The organism is Streptomyces sp. NPDC127595, assembly GCF_042671685.1.
In the GTDB taxonomy this organism is placed as follows: Bacteria; Actinomycetota; Actinomycetes; order Streptomycetales; family Streptomycetaceae; genus Streptomyces.
Genome location: NZ_JBHXWK010000009.1, coordinates 285,531 through 301,839 on the forward strand (window position 1 = coordinate 285,531; position 16,309 = coordinate 301,839).

Sequence of the window (16,309 nt, forward strand, 5' to 3'; positions counted from 1 at the left end):
GACACCCGTGTCCGAAGATCCGGGCAGTGAACGTGTGATCGCCGGGCGCTACCGGCTGCTGTCGCCCTTGGGCGAGGGCGGTATGGGCACGGTGTGGCGCGCCCGTGACGAGGTGCTCCAGCGCGAGGTCGCGGTGAAGGAGGTCCGTGCGCCCGCCGGGATCCCGGCGTACGACGCCGAGCGGATGTACGCGCGGCTGGAGCGCGAGGCGTGGGCGGCGGCCCGTATCTCGAACCGCAACGTGGTGACGGTGTACGACGTGGCCACCGACGACGGCCGTCCCTGGATCGTGATGGAGCTGGTCCGCGGCATCGCCCTTTCCGATCTCCTGGACGCCGAGGGGCCGGTCGACCCGCCGCGCGCCGCGCACATCGGCGCCGAGGTGCTCACCGCGTTGCGTGCCGCGCACGAGGCCGGGGTGCTGCACCGCGATGTGAAGCCGGGCAACGTCCTGATGTCGAACGACGGACGGATCGTGCTGACGGACTTCGGCATCGCCATGGTCGAGGGCAGCTCCGCGCTGACCATGACCGGCGAGGTGATCGGCTCGCCCGAATTCCTCGCCCCGGAGCGGGCGTTGGGCCAGACCCCCGGGCCGGAGTCGGACCTGTGGTCGCTCGGGGTGCTGCTGTACGCGGCGGTCGAGGGCAACTCGCCGTTCCGTCAGAACACCCCGCTGAGCACCCTGCGTGCGATCGTCGACGAGCCGCTGCCGCCGCCGCAGCGCGCGGGGCCGCTCACCCCCGTCATCCAGGGGCTGCTGGCCAAGGACCCGGCCCAGCGGCTGGGCGCCGAGCAGGCCGAGCACGAACTGCGGATCGTCGCGGCGGGCGGCACCCTGGCCGCCACCACGGGTTTCGGGCCGCCGCTCCCGGTCCCGCAGGCGCCGACGCTCGCGGGTTCCCCCCAGACCTCCCCCGGTTCGACACCGCCGATGCCGTACAGGCCGGCCGACGCCACGGTCGCCTCGCCCGGCTCCACCGCGGAGCCCGACCGCAATCGCCGGGCGGCGATCGTCCTGATCGCGGGGATGGTGGCACTCGCCCTCGCGCTCGGCGGGCTGACGTACGCCCTGCTGAACCGTGACAACGGGGACGGTGGCGGGGCCGCCGTCAGCAGCGGTACGGGCGGCGCGAGTTCGGCCCCGGAGACCGATGACAGCGGGAGCGACCAGGGCGCGAGCGGCGGGAGCCCCTCCACCAGTGCGCCGGCGACCGAGAGCCCGGCGACCACGTCTCCGCCCGCCCAGTCCGTGCAGGTGACGGTCGCGGGTGCGCACACCGAGTACTCGGGTGCCTGCCCGCCGCCCGAAGCCCAAGCACCCACGTTCACGGCGACGTTCACGGTCGGGCGGGTCCCGGCCGAGGTCGAGTACCGCTGGGTGACGGAGACCGGCGAGGTGTCGGATCCGGGCTGGAAGACCCTGTCGTTCCCGGCGAACGGTGGCACGACCCAGCAGAAGACGGTGATCGTGACGACGTACGACGAGTCGGGGACCTACGAGAACGCGATCGGCGTGGAGATCCGCAGTCCCGTGAACGCGACGTCCAACTCGGTGGCGTTCTCGGTGACCTGCGTGACGGAGACCCCGACGGGCGAGGCCTCCGCTTCCGAGTCTCCCTAGGGCCTGTCCCAGGTGGTCTCCCCAGGACAGGCCCCAGGAGGTCACGCCGCGCTGTTGAGCACCGGCAGGTATCCGCCGGACTGTCCCGACGCGGTCGGGTGGTACGACTCACCGATGTTGAGCAGGTTCAGGCTGTGCAGCCAGGCGCTGCCGGAACAGATCTCGTGGCCGGTGAACCTGCCCCTGACGTCGCCGAAGGTGAAGCCGTGGTTGGCGGCGCGCTTGGCGATCGCGGTGTCCAGGTAGTCGGCGGCGCCGTTGATCGCGGCTCGCTCGGCCTCCGTGAGGCCGGTCAGGCAGCTTCCGTTGAGCTTGTAGAAACGGGGGTAGCCCAGGACGACCACCTGGGCGGACGGGGCCTTCCTGCTGATCGCCGAGTAGACGGTGTCGAGCTTGCCGGGGAGTGTCGAGTCGACGTACGCCTTCGCGGTGGCGATCCGTGCGAGGCAGGAACTCTGCGACTGGAGCACACACGTCGTCATGACGTCGGCGAAGCCCGCGTCGTTGCCGCCGACGCTGATCGAGACGAGGCCGGTGGAGGAGTTGAGCGGGGTCAACTGGCTGGCGACGACATCACCCGTACGAGCGCCGGAGCAAGCCGTGAAGTTGAACGACGAGGGTGAATGGGCGGCTACCCAGAGGTAGGGGTACGCCTTCGTGCTGCGCTTGCAGTTGCCGCTGGAGCTGAGGTAACTGCCCGCGCCGACACCGGAGGAGTAGGAGTCGCCGAGGGCCACGTAGCCGGTGGCCGCAAGGGTGGGGGACGCCTGAGCCGTCGCTGCCCCGGTGAGGGCGACCCCGAGGGCGAGGAGGAGTGAGGTCACGTATGCCGTAATTCGGGAACGTCTCATGGAACCTCCCTTTAGCAGGATCTCTGCATAACTTTCGTACCAGCTACGCGTGTTGACAGGAAGTGTCCATGCCAAGACTTTAGGGCCCTTTCCGGTCTCTATCCTGTGTGTTCACCATGAGTTTGATTACGTGCTCATGACAGCGTCGTGACAAGGGGCCAAGTCCCTTGAGTCACGCGGGGAGATCACCGAGTCTTTACCTCAGCCCGGAGTGGAACGCGACACTCCGGGCCGTGCGCCCGATCACGTGCACCCCCACACCGCGCGCGCCCCACCTAGGCGCCCGCCGCCCGAGGAGGACTCCCTCGTAATGGCACAACTCCGTAGCAAGAAGATCAGGATCGCCGCGATAACCTCCGTGGCGACCGCCGCCCTTGTAGGCGGATTCACCGCGCTCCCGGCCCAGGCCGCCCCGGCCACGGGCACGGTGCTCGCCGCCGGCTCCCCCACGGCCGTCAAGGACAGCTACATCATCACGCTCAAGAAGACGGCCGGCTTCAAGGCCTCCTCGAGCGAGGGCAAGGGTCTGATCAACGAGTACGGCGGCACGGTGAAGAAGACGTTCGGCGCCGCGCTGAACGGCTACACGGCCACCCTCTCGGCCCAGGAGGCCGCGAGACTCGCCGCCGACCCGGCGGTCGCCACGGTCGAGCAGAACCAGACGGTCCACATCACCGACACCACGCAGAGCAGCGCCCCCTGGGGCCTGGACCGCATCGACCAGACGTCGCTGCCGCTCTCCACCACCTACACCTACCCGGACACGGCCGGCTCCGGCGTGACCGCGTACGTCATCGACACCGGCGTACGCATCACGCACACCCAGATCGCCGGTCGCGCCACGAACGGCTACGACGCCGTCGAGAACGACAGCGTCGCCCAGGACGGCAACGGGCACGGCACCCACGTGGCCACCACCATCGCGGGCTCCACCTACGGTGTCGCCAAGAAGGCGAAGATCGTGGCGGTCCGCGTCCTCGACAACGCCGGCTCCGGCACCACCGCGGGCGTCGTCGCCGGCATCGACTGGGTGACCAACAACCACAGTGGCCCCTCGGTCGCCAACCTCTCGCTGGGCGGCGGCGCCTCCACCACGCTGGACACGGCCGTCTCGAACTCCATCGCGAGCGGCGTGACCTACGCGATCGCGGCGGGCAACAGCAACGCCAACGCCTCCTCGTACTCCCCCGCCCGGGTCACCACGGCGATCACGGTCGGCGCCACCACCAGCACGGACGCCAGGGCCAGCTACTCCAACTACGGCTCGGTCCTGGACATCTTCGCCCCCGGCTCCTCGATCGTCGCCGGCTACAACACCAGCGACACCGCCACCGCCACCCTCTCGGGTACGTCGATGGCCACGCCGCACGTCGCGGGCGCGGCCGCCATCTACCTCGCGAGCCACACCTCCGCCACCCCGGCGCAGGTCTCCACGGCCCTGGTGAACGGTGCCACGTCCAACGTGGTCACCAGCCCGGGCACCGGCTCGCCGAACAAGCTCCTCAAGATCGTCCCGTAGTGCGTCAACTCGGCTGAGCCGAGCCACAGTTCCCCGGAGGCAGTCGGCGCCTCCGGGGAACTGGCGTTTGCGGGCGGCGGTTCACGAACGGGGTGGGCCGCACGGACGGCGATTCACGAACGAGGGCGGGTCGCACGAACGGCTTCCGCATCTTGACGACCCGCCGTACGCTGCGCGACATTGAAGCCCGGCATCCGGCGCTTCGGGGGGCAAAGTCGCCAATGCAGACCATACGACGCATCAAGGAACCTTCATCAGGCACCACGGAGGGGACGGGGCAGGATCCGGGGAGGGACCTGCTGCCGCTGCTCGGCGGTGCCGCGACGGTAGTCGCACTGGTCGGCGCGGTGCTCGCACTCGCCGACGTGGACTCGCCGCTGCGCGGTCCGTTCACCCTGTTCTTCCTGCTCGCCGCGCCGTCGGTCGCCGTCGCGGCCGCACTGCACGGCCTGGAACCCTTCGGCCGGCTGCTGGTGTCGGTCGCCGGAGGAGTCGCCGTCAACATGCTGGTGGCCCAGGGCATGCTGGCCCTGCACCAGTGGTCGGTGCCCGGTGGGGTCGTGGCCGTGACCGCGATCAGCACCTTCCTGCTCCTGCTGGTACTGGTACGGCGCCTGCGTGGCCGTGCCGCGAGAAGGCGGGCCTCCTGACGTGGACATCAGCGTGTACCGCCCGGGTGAGCTGACCGCCGCCGACCGGGCGGCGTGGACGGCTTTCCAGGTGAAGGCCCATCTGAACGGCTCACCGGGTCTTGCGAACCCTTTCCTGTCCCCCGAGTTCACGCTCGCGATGGGCCGCTGCCGACGCGGCGTGCGGATCGCGGTCGTACGGGAGAACGGCGAGCCCGCGGCCTACTTCCCGTTCCAGCGCACCGGAACCGGAATCGGCCGGGCCGTCGGCCTCGGAGTCTCCGACTGCCAGGGCGCCGTGCACCGGCCGGGCTTCACCTGGGACGCCCAGGAGCTGCTGCGGGCCTGCGGGCTCTCCGTGTGGGAGTTCGATCATCTGGTGGAAGGGCAGGCCTCGTTCGAGGCGGGGGCCTCCGGCACCTTCCCCTCCCCGGTCATCGACATCGACCAGGGCTACGAGACGTATCTGCGCCAACTGCGCGAGCGATCACCGAAGTTCACCAAATCGACGCTGGCCAAGGAGCGCAAGCTCGGCCGGGACGCGGACGGCATGCGCTACGTACACGACGAGCGCGACCCCGAGGCGCTGCGCAGGCTGATGGACTGGAAGTCCGCGCAGTACCGCAGGACCGGGCGCAGCGACCGCTTCGCGCACCCCTGGATCAGTCATCTGGTGGAGCAGCTCTTCCACACCCGCTCCGAGCCGTTCGCGGGGATCCTGTCGGTGCTGTACGCGGACGGCAAACCGGTCGCCGCGCACTTCGGACTGCGCTCGGAGCGGGTGCTGGCCTGCTGGTTCCCTGCATACGATCCGGCGTTCTCGAAATACTCGCCGGGGCTGATCCTGCATCTGCGTATGGCCGAGGCGGCCGCCGCCGACGGAATCGCCTATCTGGATCTCGGTCGGGGCCAGAAGGAATACAAGGACTCCCTGAAGACACGGGAACTCGCCGTTTCCGAAGGGTGGGTGACACGACGTCATCCGGTCGCCATCGGACACAGGGCGCGGCGCGCCCCGGTCCGGGCGCTGCGTAATGCGGTGTTGGCCAGGCCAGAGCTGTTCGAGTCGGCCGACAGGATCCTCAAGCGGATGGGAAAGATCCGTTCGAGGCGTTAGGTAACGGTCAAACCAACAAAAACGTGAGGCCTCGTTCCAGGTCTTGCCATACGGTCTCATTCATCAATACCGTCGTACATCTCACCCGCATCGGTTCATCAACGTATATGTGATCTAGGGGAGGGCTCAAGATCGCGACGATGGACCGGGGCGGGGCGCGGTAGGGGGGTGCCGTGCTCGGTGACCACTTGTGCCGAGTCGTCCGCGCGACCGGCTTTCGCGTTTCCCGAAAGCCGGCAGCTTTGCCAGCTCACCCGGCACGCACGGAGATCTATTTCGTCATGCCGTAAGTGAGAACCCCCCTTTCGAACCGGACAAAGAGCCGGACCGCCCAGGGGCGGGCGGTCCACCGGACGAGAGGGACCAGACTCATGAGTTCAGTCCTGCGCCCAGCGGTTTCGGGCGAAGATCAGACCGCGGCCGGCAAGTACCGGCCGATCTCCTCTTACCTGGCGATAGCGCCGCCGGTGAGCGTCGTGATTCCGGCCATGAATGAGGCCGAGAATCTTCCGTACGTCTTCAAGACCCTTCCGAGCTGGATACACGAAGTGGTTCTCGTCGACGGCAATTCCACCGACAACACCGTCGAAGTGGCCCGTGACCTGTGGCCGGACGTGAAGGTCGTGAAGCAGCACGGAAAGGGCAAGGGGGATGCCCTGATCACCGGTTTCGAGGCGTGCAGCGGCGACATCATCGTGATGGTCGACGCGGACGGTTCGGCCGACGGCAACGAGATCGTGTCGTATGTGTCCGCGCTGGTGTCGGGGGCGGACTTCGCCAAGGGCTCGCGGTTCGCCAACGGCGGCGGCACCTCCGACATGACGCCGATCCGCAAGCTCGGCAACCATGTGCTGTGCGCGGCCGTCAACGCCAAGTTCGGGGCCCGCTACACCGACCTCTGCTATGGCTACAACGCGTTCTGGCGGCACTGCCTCGACAAGATCGACCTCGACTGCACCGGCTTCGAGGTGGAGACCCTGATGAACATCCGGGTCGTCAAGGCGGGTCTCAAGGTGCAGGAGATACCGAGCCACGAGTACCTCCGCATCCACGGTTCGAGCAATCTGCGCGCCGTGCGGGACGGGATCCGGGTGCTCAAGGTGATCCTCAAGGAGCGCTCCAACCGGCGTGCGCTGCGCCGCAGGCCGCACGCCGCGCAGCTCAACTCGGGCCGGGGAGAGGTGTCTTGAGCGAGCAGGACATCGCGCGCATCTCGGTGGTCGTCTGCGTGTACACCGAGGACCGCTGGGAGGACATCCTCGCGGCGGTCTCCTCGGTGCGGGCGCAGTCCCTGCCCGCACTGGAAACACTCCTTGTCGTGGACCACAACGCCGCGCTCCTCGACCGGCTGACCAGGGAGTTCAAGGAGACCGACGGGGTGCGGGTGCTCGCCAACGCGGGCCCCCGCGGCCTGTCCGCGGGCCGCAACACCGGGATCGCCGTCGCGCGCGGCGAGATCATCGCCTTCCTCGACGACGACGCCGTGGCGGAGCGGGACTGGCTGCTCCACTTCGCGTCGGGGTACGAGGATCCGCGAGTGATGGCCGTCGGCGGCCGTACGATGCCGATCTGGGCGTCGGGCCGCAGGCCCGCGTGGTTCCCCGAGGAGTTCGACTGGGTGGTGGGCTGCACATACAAAGGGCTGCCCCCCGGCCGGGTCCGGGTCCGCAACGTCCTGGGCGGCAACGCCTCGTTCCGCCGTACGGCGTTCGACGCGGCGGGCGGCTTCGCGACGGGCATCGGCCGCGACGGCGACAAACGCCCGCTGGGCTGCGAGGAGACGGAACTGTGCATCCGTCTCACCCGCGCCCGGCCGGACGCGATCCTTCTGATCGACGACCGCGCGGTCATCCACCACCGGGTGCCGAAGGTGCGCGAGCACTTCGCGTACTTCCGCACGCGCGCGTACGCCGAGGGTCTCTCCAAAGCCCTCGTCGCCCGAAGTGTCGGCGCGGACAAGGGACTTGAGTCCGAGCGCCGCTACGCCGCCCGTGTGCTGCCGGCCGGGGTCGTCCGCGGACTGCGGGACGCGGTGCTGGCCCGCCCGGGCGGCGCCGGACGCGCGGGCGCCATAGTGACTGGAGTGCTGACTGCGGCGGGCGGGTACGCACTCGGGAGCATCCGGGCGCGCAGGGGCGGCGCGACCTTCTCCGTCGTGGGGATCGAGGGGGTCTCACCGGCAGCCGACGACAAGGGGGCCGCGGCATGAACGAGCCGGTGCCGATCCTCATGTACCACGCGATCGCACAGGAGCCCAACGACGCGACGCGTGAACTGTCCGTCACCCCGGACGACTTCGCCCAGCAGATGGCGCTGCTCGACGCACAGGGGTTCACCCCGGTCGACACGGCGCATTTGGGCGGGAGTTGGCGTGACGGCGGTCCACTGCCCGAGCGGCCGGTCCTGGTCACCTTCGACGACGGCTACGAGGGCGTGCACCGGCACGGCCTGCCCGTGCTCGCCAAGTACGGCTTCGCGGCCACGCTGTTCGTGTCGACGGGGTGGATCAGGGGCGCGTACGACACCGGCGGCGGCCTCGACACGATGCTGGACTGGGACCAGGTGCGCAAACTCGCCGCGGAGCAGGTGGAGATCGGCGGGCACAGTCACACCCACCCGCAGATGGACCAGCTCTCCGAGGACGCGCTCCGGTTCGAGGTACGGCGCTGCCGGGAGATCATCGCCGGGGAACTGGGCAACCTCCCCGTCTCGTTCGCGTACCCGTACGGCTACTCCAGCCGTCGGGTGCGCGCGGCGGTGCGCGAGGCGGGCTTCGCCCAGTCGCTCGCCGTCGGCAACGCCCTCGCCCGCCGCCGCCAGGGGCCGTACGCCTTGCGGCGCGTCACCGTGCGCCGGAGCACCGGTATCGAGGAGTTCGAGCGGCTGGTCGAAGGCCGCGCGATCGCCCGCAACTTCGCCAGGGACCGCGCCCTCACCAAGGGGTACGCCATGGTCCGAAGAGCAGATCAGGTCCGCCGGAAGGCCATCAGTTCCCGTGTCTGACACGACCACCGCCGCCCAGGCCTCATCGCCCACGACCGAGGCGCCCGCACAGCGCACGGGGCGCCGCCTCCGCCTGCCCGGCCGGGGCAGGGGCGGGAGCGGAGGAAACCAGCTGTTCCGCAACGCCTACGCCCTGATGCTCAACACCGGTATCTCCGCGGTGCTCGGGCTCGGCTACTGGCTGATCGCCGCCCGCTACTACACCGACACCGCGGTCGGCCAGGGCTCCGCGGCGATCGCCGCGATGAAGCTCCTCGCGGGCCTCACCGCGGTGACGCTGACGGGCGCCCTGGCCCGCTTCATCCCGGTCGCCGGCCGGGCCACCGGACGCCTCATCTTCCGTACCTACCTGGGCAGTTCGGTGGTCGTCGCGCTGGCCGCCGGTGTCTTCCTGCTCACCCTGAACGTCTGGGGACCCTCGTACCGCTTCCTGCACGGATCACTGGCCGGCCTCGGTTTCGTCGTCGCCGTGGTCGCCTGGTCGCTGCTGACGCTCCAGGACGGTGTGCTGACCGGCCTGCGCAGCGCGCTGTGGGTGCCGGTGGGCAACACGGTGTTCTCCGCGGTGAAGCTGGTCCTGCTCGTCGTCCTGGCCTCCGTGATCCCCGCGACGGGGGTCTTCGTGTCGTGGGTCGCGGCGATCGCCATGTCCGCGGTGCCGCTCGGCTGGCTGGTCTTCCGGCGTCTGGTCCCCCGCCATGTGAAGGCGACCAAAGAGGACACGAAACCGCCCTCGGTGAAGGAGATCGGGCGCTTCCTCGCGGGCGACTACACCGGCTCGCTGTTCTCGCTCGCCGTGGTCTACCTCGTCCCCGTCATCGTGGCCTCGCAGGTCAGCTCCGCCGACAACGCGTACTTCTACATCACCGCGACCATAGGCGGCACGGTCAACCTGCTCGCCATCAACATGGGCGCCTCCCTCACCGTCGAGGGCTCGCACGCCCCGGCACGCCTCGCCGCGAACACCCGGGCCGCGCTCAGGCGCATGGCGCGGATCATGCTGCCGGTGGGCGCGCTGCTGTTCCTCGGCGCGCCGTACATCCTGAGCGTCTTCGGCCAGGGCTACGCGGACGCGGCGACACCGCTGCTGCGCTGGTTCGCCGTCGGCGGACTGCTGCGGGTCGTCATGGAGACGTACTTCGCGGTCCTGCGCGCGCAGAGCCGCACCGCCGGACTCGCCTGGCTCCAGGGCCTGTTGTGCGCCCTGGTGCTCGGCCTGACGGTGGTTCTCCTCCCCCGCATGGGCCTGACCGGCGCGGGCGTCGCGGAGGTCGCCAGCCTCGCGGTGATCGTGGGGATCTCCGCACCCCGGCTGTACAGGATCCTGCGGACCGCACCCGCCGAGGTGCCCGCGGACGCGGCACCGGACGGGGACCTCGCCGACCTGGGGGCGCGCGAGATGCCCACGCCGAAGCGCGGGCCCGCGTGGGCGCTGGACCCGGACACCCTCGCCCTGGGCCTCCATGTCGACTTCGACCACCTGGAGCGCCGGCCGGACGTGCGGCCCGGGCCGGGAACGCCTCCGACGGGGACACCGAAGGTACGGCCGGACCACCGGCCGACGTGGGCGCTGGGCAGGCCGTCGGTCGGGCTGCCCGTCGAGGCGCGGGAGCCGGGTTCGGAGGCGTCGCTGGGCCCGGCCGAGGTTCCGGAGGCAGACGCGCCCTTCGAGACGGCGGAGGAGGCTCGGAGCACCCCTTCGAATGCCCAGGGCGAGACACCCGGCGACTCGGGCGGGTGGGCGCGGCCGACCACATCTGAGGCCCAGGGCCAGACACCCGACGACCTGGGCGGATGGGCGCGGCCGGCCACATCTGAGGCCCAGGGCCAGACACCCGACGACCTGGGCGGATGGGCGCGGCCGGCCACGGTGGTCCCGGACCCGGCGGAGGAGCCGGCTCATCCCCCACCCCCGTCCCCGCGCAAGCGGTTGACGCCCCCGACCAGACCGGGGGTGGTCCTCGGCTGTCTGCTGATCTCCGCCCTGCTCCTCTACTGGGTCCCCGCACTCACTCTCAACGACGGCGCCCTGGACCGGATGGGCGGGCTCGGGCTCATCTCCGTGCTGCCCCTGCCGACCCTCGTCGGCGCCGCCCTCCTGGTCACCGTGTTCGCCTCGCTGCTCTGGATGGGCCGGGAGCACAAGGGGCTGCTCCTCGTCACGCTGCTCGCCACCGTGGTCTCCCTGCACGCGCTTCCGGCGGTGATCGAGACCGAGCCACGGTTCGCGACGGCCTGGCAGCACCTCGGGTTCCTGGACTACATCGACCGCACCGGATCCGCCGTACCCGACCTGGACGCCCGCTGGAGCTGGCCGGGCTTCTTCGCGGCGGCCGCGTTCGTCGCGAAGGCCTGCGGGGTCACCGACCTCACCGAGGTGATCCGCTGGTGGCCGCTCACCATGCAACTCCTCTACCTGGCACCGATGTTCCTGCTCGTCCGCTCGATGCGGGCGAGCTGGCGCGCCAAGTGGACCGGCATCTGGATCTTCGTCCTCAGCGGCTGGGTCGGCCAGGACTACTTCTCGCCGCAGGGCTTCACCTATCTGCTGTACCTGGTCTTCGTGGCGATCCTCCTCGTCTGGTTCCGGGCACCGCGGGTGCTCTGGACGAAGCGGCGGCCCGGCGAGGCGGAGGTCGAGCCGACGGACCGCCGCCAACAGGCCGTCCTGCTGATGGTGTTGATCGCCCTGTTCGCGGTGACCGTCCCGGCGCACCAGCTCACCCCGTTCGTGATGCTGGGCGTGCTCGCGGTCCTCGTCCTCGTCGGCCGCTCCGAACTACGGGGCCTGCCCATCCTGTTCGCCGTTTTGGTCGCCGTCTGGGTCGGGTTCATGGCCGAGCCGTACTGGTCGGGCCACTTCGAGGACCTGTTCGGCGGGATCGGCGGAGTCGGCGGCAATGTGTCCTCGTCGGTCTCCGGCCGTATCGAGGGCGGCAGTTCGACCCACAAACTCGTCCTCTACGCGCGCGTGCTGCTCGCCGGCGGCGTGATGACCTTCGCCTGCTACGGCTGGTGGCGCCGCCGAGAGAACAAGTACCGCGAACGCTCGCTGCTCGTCCTCACCTTCGTGCCGTTCCTGGGCTTCGGCATGCAGTCGTACGGCGGCGAAATGGCGCTGCGCGTCTTCATGTTCGCGCTCCCCGGCGCGGCCCTGCTCGCCGCGCTCGCCCTGTTCCCGCGCACCGGCGTCACCGCGAAGGAACGGGACAGGGACCGCGTGAGCCTCGCACCGCTCGCCGCTCTCATGGCGGGCCTGGTCCTCATGGGCGGCTTCCTGGTGGCCCGTTGGGGCAACGAGTCCTTCGAGCGGGTCAGGCCGGGCGAGGTCGCCGCCATGAACTACGTGTACGCGCACGACGATCCGACCGCACGCCTGCTGTGGATGAGCAACGACACGGTCGAGAACGTGACGCCCTCGATCCCGTGGGGCTCGCGGGACATGGAGAAGGTGGAGTACCTGCCCACGCTGGCGCCCGTCGACCCGGTCCTGGTGTCGAGCCTGGTCAAGGCGCTCAGGGACGCGGGCCCCAACTCGTATCTGATGATCAACCGCAGCCAGGTGGTCTACCTCCAGTTGGACGTCGGCTACTCGCCGACCTGGGAGTCGCGGCTCCTCAAGAACCTCGACCAACGGCCGGAACTGAAGAAGGTCTTCGTCAACGACGACGCGACGGTGTACGCACTGCGCGAGCAGCCCGCGGGCGAGATCCCGAAGGCCGATCCGGGGCCGATCGGGCCTCAGGTGACGTGGACACCTTGGTCCGTGGTGGGCGGTCTCGCGGCCGTCGCGCTCATCCTGATGCTGACCGCGCGGGAGGTCGTACGGGTCGCCGTACGGCCCAGCGTGCGGCAACTCCGGTGGCTGCAGAGCAGCTTCTGGTTCGCTCTGCCGCTGCTGGCAGTACTGCTGGCCTCGCTGGTGCAGCGGTTCCTGACGATGAAGTAGGTCTACGACAACACGGTGGTACGAGGGTGAAGTAGTTCCTAGTAAGGCGTACGAGGGTGAAGTGGCTCAGCGTTCCAGCCACTTCACCTCGTACGCGTCCAGCTCGACCTGCTTCCCGTCGATCCTCGCGCTGATCGACCGGTCCTGTGTGTTGACCACGAGGACCGCCGTGTCGTTGGCGAGGACGCGGACCCGGGGCACGTCGGGGGCGGCGACGGACACCGTCTCGTACGCGGTCCCCGGCGGGAACTCCGCGCCGAACCGGGAGAGAAGGCCGTACATCGCCATGGCCTCGCCCCCGTCACCCCTGTCGGTCGGCGTCCACAGGCAGCCCGCGCACTCGGGCCCCTTCTCCTTCTCCGGGTTCCAGTAGAAGCCGGAGGTGGCGCCGCCGCGGGCCATCGCGATCAGGCCGGCGGCCTGGACGGCGACGCGGCGGGTCTCGGACCAGCCCTTGCGTTCGTCGTTGCCGTCGGCCGGTTCGACGTAGTACTCCGCCCACCACAGCGGCAGATCACCCGTCCGCTCCCGCACCCATTCGCCGACGGCCGTGAACTTGTCGGTGGCCGCGAACTCGTCCGGCAGCAGGTCGTCGTCCTTGGTGTAGCTGGAGCCGTCCACGACGACGAAGTCCGCGCCCGCCTTGTTCTTGTTCCAGTAGTCGAAGGCGTCCAGGACGCGCTGGTCCATGGTGCCCCAGGTGCCCTTCACCGTCGGCGAGGCGTCATGCGTCTGGCGCGGGTCGAGGCTGTCCATGACGAGATAGGGCCCGCCGACCATGATGTCCGGGTTGACCTTCTTCAACGCCTGGTAGACCAGGTTGTAGAGCTCGGTGTAACCCTCGTAGTCCCAGCGGGCCTTCTCGTCGTTCCAGAAGCCCTTGAACTCGTTCCACACGATGAAGTGGCGTACGTCCGGATAGCGCTTGGCGACGGTCGCGGCGAGCGCGGCGAAGTCGTCGTAGTGGGCGGGGTCCGGGGCGGTCTCCAGCGCGGCCTCGCTCCAGTCGGTGTCGCCGGACTCGCCGCCCTTCATCCAGTCCGGGGAGCAGCACAGGGTGACGACCGGGGTGCCGCCCGAGGCGCGCATGAAGTCGATACGGCGGTCCATCTCGACGAAGTCGTAACGCCCCTTGACCGGCTCGGGGTTACCGGCTCCCCAGCCCATGATGTGCTGGATCTGCGGCAAGGGCTGCTTGGCGAGCAGTCCCTCCACGCGCTCGGTGGCCGCCGTACTGCCCTCGTCGGCGCTGAACTGGGTGTGCGTGAAGCCCCAGCCGACCGCCGGCTCCGCCGCCTTCGCCGGGGCGGCGGGGGTGCCGTGCACCTTGTCCCCGTCGGGGGTCGTGCCCTCGGTGCCCGCGCCATCCCCGGGCAGGGTGTTGAGCAGGGTCACCAGCAGGGCCAGAGCGACCGCTCCCACGCCGAGCACCGCGGTGAGCCGCCACCGCCGAGTCACCGAATTCCACTCATGCCGTCCCATCAAGGGCAACAGTAACGGCGGAGACAGCCGGTGGAACAGGTTCCGGATGGCCGCGGGCCCGGCTCGTCCCGCCTGCGGCCCCGGCTCGTCCCGCCTGCGGCCCTGACACCGGCGACCGCGCGGCGGTCTCTCGGACACGCGGGCGAAAGCCTGTTGAGCTGGGGCCCCGCACGAAGGACACCCGGACCGGGCAGCGGAAATCCCGTGCACAGGTCTCCTCGGTGACGGATCATGGCGGCATGTCTGCCAACCCACACGACGCTCTGCCGATCCGGCTCAACGTCGATGACAGCGACTCGCCGTCGGACGTCATCGACGCGCTGTTCCTCGGCCGCTTCGCGACGGGCGAGCAGCCTCACTCGCACGCGGTCAACATCGATCGCGTACGGTCCGGGGCGACGCTGCTCCCGAAGGGCGCCCGCGTGCTGCGCTCCGCCCGCGACGACGACCGCAGCGCGACGCTCGCCGAGGGCGAGGGCTGGACCCTCCTTGTCTCCCGCTGGAACCGCGGCGCCGACGTCACGGTCACCGCGACCAGCGCCGAGCTGGCCGAGAAGGTCCTCGACCAGGCGACGAGCGGCGCGGCCGACGAACCCGAACCCCAGCCGGAGAACGTGACGATGGGGTTCTGGTACGTGTCCCCGCGCCGCGGCCCGTACCGCACCACACGCCAGATCTCGGCCGGCACCTGGGACGAGGTGCGGCCGAACTACACCACTCCGGTGGCGGACGCGATGGACAGCCTGATGAAGACGACGCCGGAGGACATCGCCGGCCGGCTGCTCCTGCTGCACGGCCCGCCGGGCACGGGCAAGACCTCGGCCCTGCGCACCCTGGCCCGTTCCTGGCGCGACTGGTGCCAGGTGGACTGCGTCCTCGACCCGGAGCGGCTCTTCTCCGACGTCGGATATCTGATGGACATCGCGATCGGCGAGGAGGACGGCACGGGGAAGGGCCGCTGGCGGCTGCTCCTCCTGGAGGACTGCGACGAGCTGATCCGCGGCGAGGCCAAACACACGGCGGGTCAGGCCCTCTCGCGCCTGCTCAACCTCACCGACGGCCTGCTCGGCCAGGGCCGCAACGTCCTGGTCGGCGTCACCACCAACGAGGACCTCGAGCGCCTGCACCCCGCCGTCGTCCGCCCCGGCCGCTGCCTCGCCCGCATCGAGGTCGGCCCCCTGACCCGCCGCGAGGCCGTGAACTGGCTCGGCACGGAGGAGGGCGTCTCCCGCGAGGGCGCGACCCTGGCAGAGCTCTACGCGCTCCGCCGGGGGACGTCTCCGACACAGGTACCGGATCCGCGGGAGGGGGCGGACGCGGGGCTGTACCTGTAGGAGGCACGGGGCGCGGGCTCGCTTGCGGTACGCCGGTACTCCCCGTACGCCCGGGCTGTACCTGCAGAGACACCCGGCGCAGGCCCGCTTCCGGTACGCCGGTACACCCCACACCCCCGGCTGTACCTACAGAGACACCCGGCGCAGGCCCGCTTCCGGTACGCCGGTACACCCCGCACCCCCGGGCTATACCTACAGAAGCACCCGGCGCAGGCCCGCTTCCGATGCGCCGGTACACCCCGCCCCCCGGGCTATACCTACAGAGACACCAGGCGCAGGCCCGCTTCCGATGCGCCCTACTCCCCGTACGCCGCCCGCAGGGTTGTATCTGAAGGGGCGCACTCCCTCCGTGCGCGGCCGACGCGCTACTCCCCGTACGCCGCCCGCAGGGCATCGCGCGCCGCGTCCAGCGCGGCGGACTCTGTGAGACCGAGGCGGCGTACGCGCTCGGCGTAGGCCTGCGCCGCGACCGCGGCCTCGCGGTCGGCGGCCGAACCGGCGGCAGCCACCAGCGTTCCGTTGCGGCCCCGCGTCTCGATCACCCCGTCCGCCTCAAGGGCCCGGTACGCCTTGGCGACCGTGTTGGGCGCGAGGCCGAGCGACTCGGCCAGCCCCCGCACGGTGGGCAGCCGGTAGCCGACCGGCAGCGCCCCGGACCGGGCCTGTTCGGAGATCTGGGCGCGCACCTGCTCGTAGGGCGCGGCCCCCTCATCGATGTGGATCTTCAGCATCACGGGCCGATTGTCCCGTACCCCGCGGAAAAATGAGAGGCACCCGCACACAGCCCCCGCGTAGCGTCGG

General features: G+C 70.2%; 12 protein-coding genes. 9 read left to right on the top strand and 3 right to left on the bottom strand.

All coding sequences use genetic code 11. The annotated features are described in order from the left end of the window. Positions 1 to 7: 7 nt before the first annotated feature. A complete protein-coding gene (locus tag ACFVKT_RS28045) occupies positions 8 to 1,624 on the top strand; it encodes a protein kinase (RefSeq protein ID WP_385736345.1) in 1,617 nt (538 codons plus the stop codon). A 41-nt stretch (positions 1,625 to 1,665) separates the two neighbouring features. On the opposite strand, the gene ACFVKT_RS28050 is transcribed toward ACFVKT_RS28045, so the two are convergent. Further along, positions 1,666 to 2,475 (bottom strand): SGNH/GDSL hydrolase family protein, encoded by an 810-nt coding sequence (locus ACFVKT_RS28050; protein WP_385736353.1) that lies wholly within the window; start codon positions 2,473 to 2,475, stop codon positions 1,666 to 1,668. A gap of 310 nt (positions 2,476 to 2,785) precedes the next feature. Between ACFVKT_RS28050 and ACFVKT_RS28055 the strand changes: the two genes are divergently transcribed. The 7 genes from ACFVKT_RS28055 (at position 2,786) to ACFVKT_RS28085 (ending at position 12,692) form a co-directional block, all read left to right on the top strand. Next, positions 2,786 to 3,994: a S8 family peptidase gene (locus ACFVKT_RS28055; protein WP_385736356.1), complete on the top strand. Its 1,209-nt coding sequence runs from the start codon at positions 2,786 to 2,788 to the stop codon at positions 3,992 to 3,994. Positions 3,995 to 4,215: 221 nt separating this feature from the next. After that, the gene (locus ACFVKT_RS28060) at positions 4,216 to 4,644 is read left to right on the top strand and encodes a hypothetical protein (protein WP_385736359.1); all 429 of its coding nucleotides are present in this window, start codon (positions 4,216 to 4,218) and stop codon (positions 4,642 to 4,644) included. 1 nt (position 4,645) lies between these two features. Beyond that, on the top strand, positions 4,646 to 5,740 hold the full coding sequence (locus ACFVKT_RS28065) for a GNAT family N-acetyltransferase (protein ID WP_385736361.1): 1,095 nt from the start codon (positions 4,646 to 4,648) through the stop codon (positions 5,738 to 5,740). A gap of 371 nt (positions 5,741 to 6,111) precedes the next feature. Then, positions 6,112 to 6,930 (top strand): glycosyltransferase family 2 protein, encoded by an 819-nt coding sequence (locus ACFVKT_RS28070; protein WP_385736364.1) that lies wholly within the window; start codon positions 6,112 to 6,114, stop codon positions 6,928 to 6,930. Beyond that, the gene (locus ACFVKT_RS28075; RefSeq protein ID WP_385736367.1) at positions 6,927 to 7,949 is read left to right on the top strand and encodes a glycosyltransferase family 2 protein; all 1,023 of its coding nucleotides are present in this window, start codon (positions 6,927 to 6,929) and stop codon (positions 7,947 to 7,949) included. The genes ACFVKT_RS28070 and ACFVKT_RS28075 overlap by 4 nt, the downstream gene beginning before the upstream one ends. Next, positions 7,946 to 8,743 carry a polysaccharide deacetylase family protein gene (locus ACFVKT_RS28080; RefSeq protein ID WP_385736370.1) on the top strand — a complete coding sequence of 266 codons (798 nt, stop codon included), beginning with the start codon at positions 7,946 to 7,948 and terminating at the stop codon, positions 8,741 to 8,743. The genes ACFVKT_RS28075 and ACFVKT_RS28080 overlap by 4 nt, the downstream gene beginning before the upstream one ends. After that, complete coding sequence (locus ACFVKT_RS28085) at positions 8,736 to 12,692, top strand: lipopolysaccharide biosynthesis protein (protein WP_385736373.1); 3,957 nt, start codon at positions 8,736 to 8,738, stop codon at positions 12,690 to 12,692. The genes ACFVKT_RS28080 and ACFVKT_RS28085 overlap by 8 nt, the downstream gene beginning before the upstream one ends. Before the next feature lie 66 nt (positions 12,693 to 12,758). Here the strand turns inward: ACFVKT_RS28085 and ACFVKT_RS28090 are convergent, their stop codons facing one another. Further along, positions 12,759 to 14,174: a xylan 1,4-beta-xylosidase gene (locus ACFVKT_RS28090; protein WP_385736376.1), complete on the bottom strand. Its 1,416-nt coding sequence runs from the start codon at positions 14,172 to 14,174 to the stop codon at positions 12,759 to 12,761. A 239-nt stretch (positions 14,175 to 14,413) separates the two neighbouring features. Between ACFVKT_RS28090 and ACFVKT_RS28095 the strand changes: the two genes are divergently transcribed. Beyond that, positions 14,414 to 15,508 (top strand): DUF5925 domain-containing protein, encoded by a 1,095-nt coding sequence (locus ACFVKT_RS28095; protein WP_385736379.1) that lies wholly within the window; start codon positions 14,414 to 14,416, stop codon positions 15,506 to 15,508. 365 nt (positions 15,509 to 15,873) lie between these two features. On the opposite strand, the gene ACFVKT_RS28100 is transcribed toward ACFVKT_RS28095, so the two are convergent. Beyond that, on the bottom strand, positions 15,874 to 16,242 hold the full coding sequence (locus ACFVKT_RS28100; protein ID WP_385736382.1) for a GntR family transcriptional regulator: 369 nt from the start codon (positions 16,240 to 16,242) through the stop codon (positions 15,874 to 15,876). Between the last annotated feature and the right edge of the window lie 67 nt (positions 16,243 to 16,309).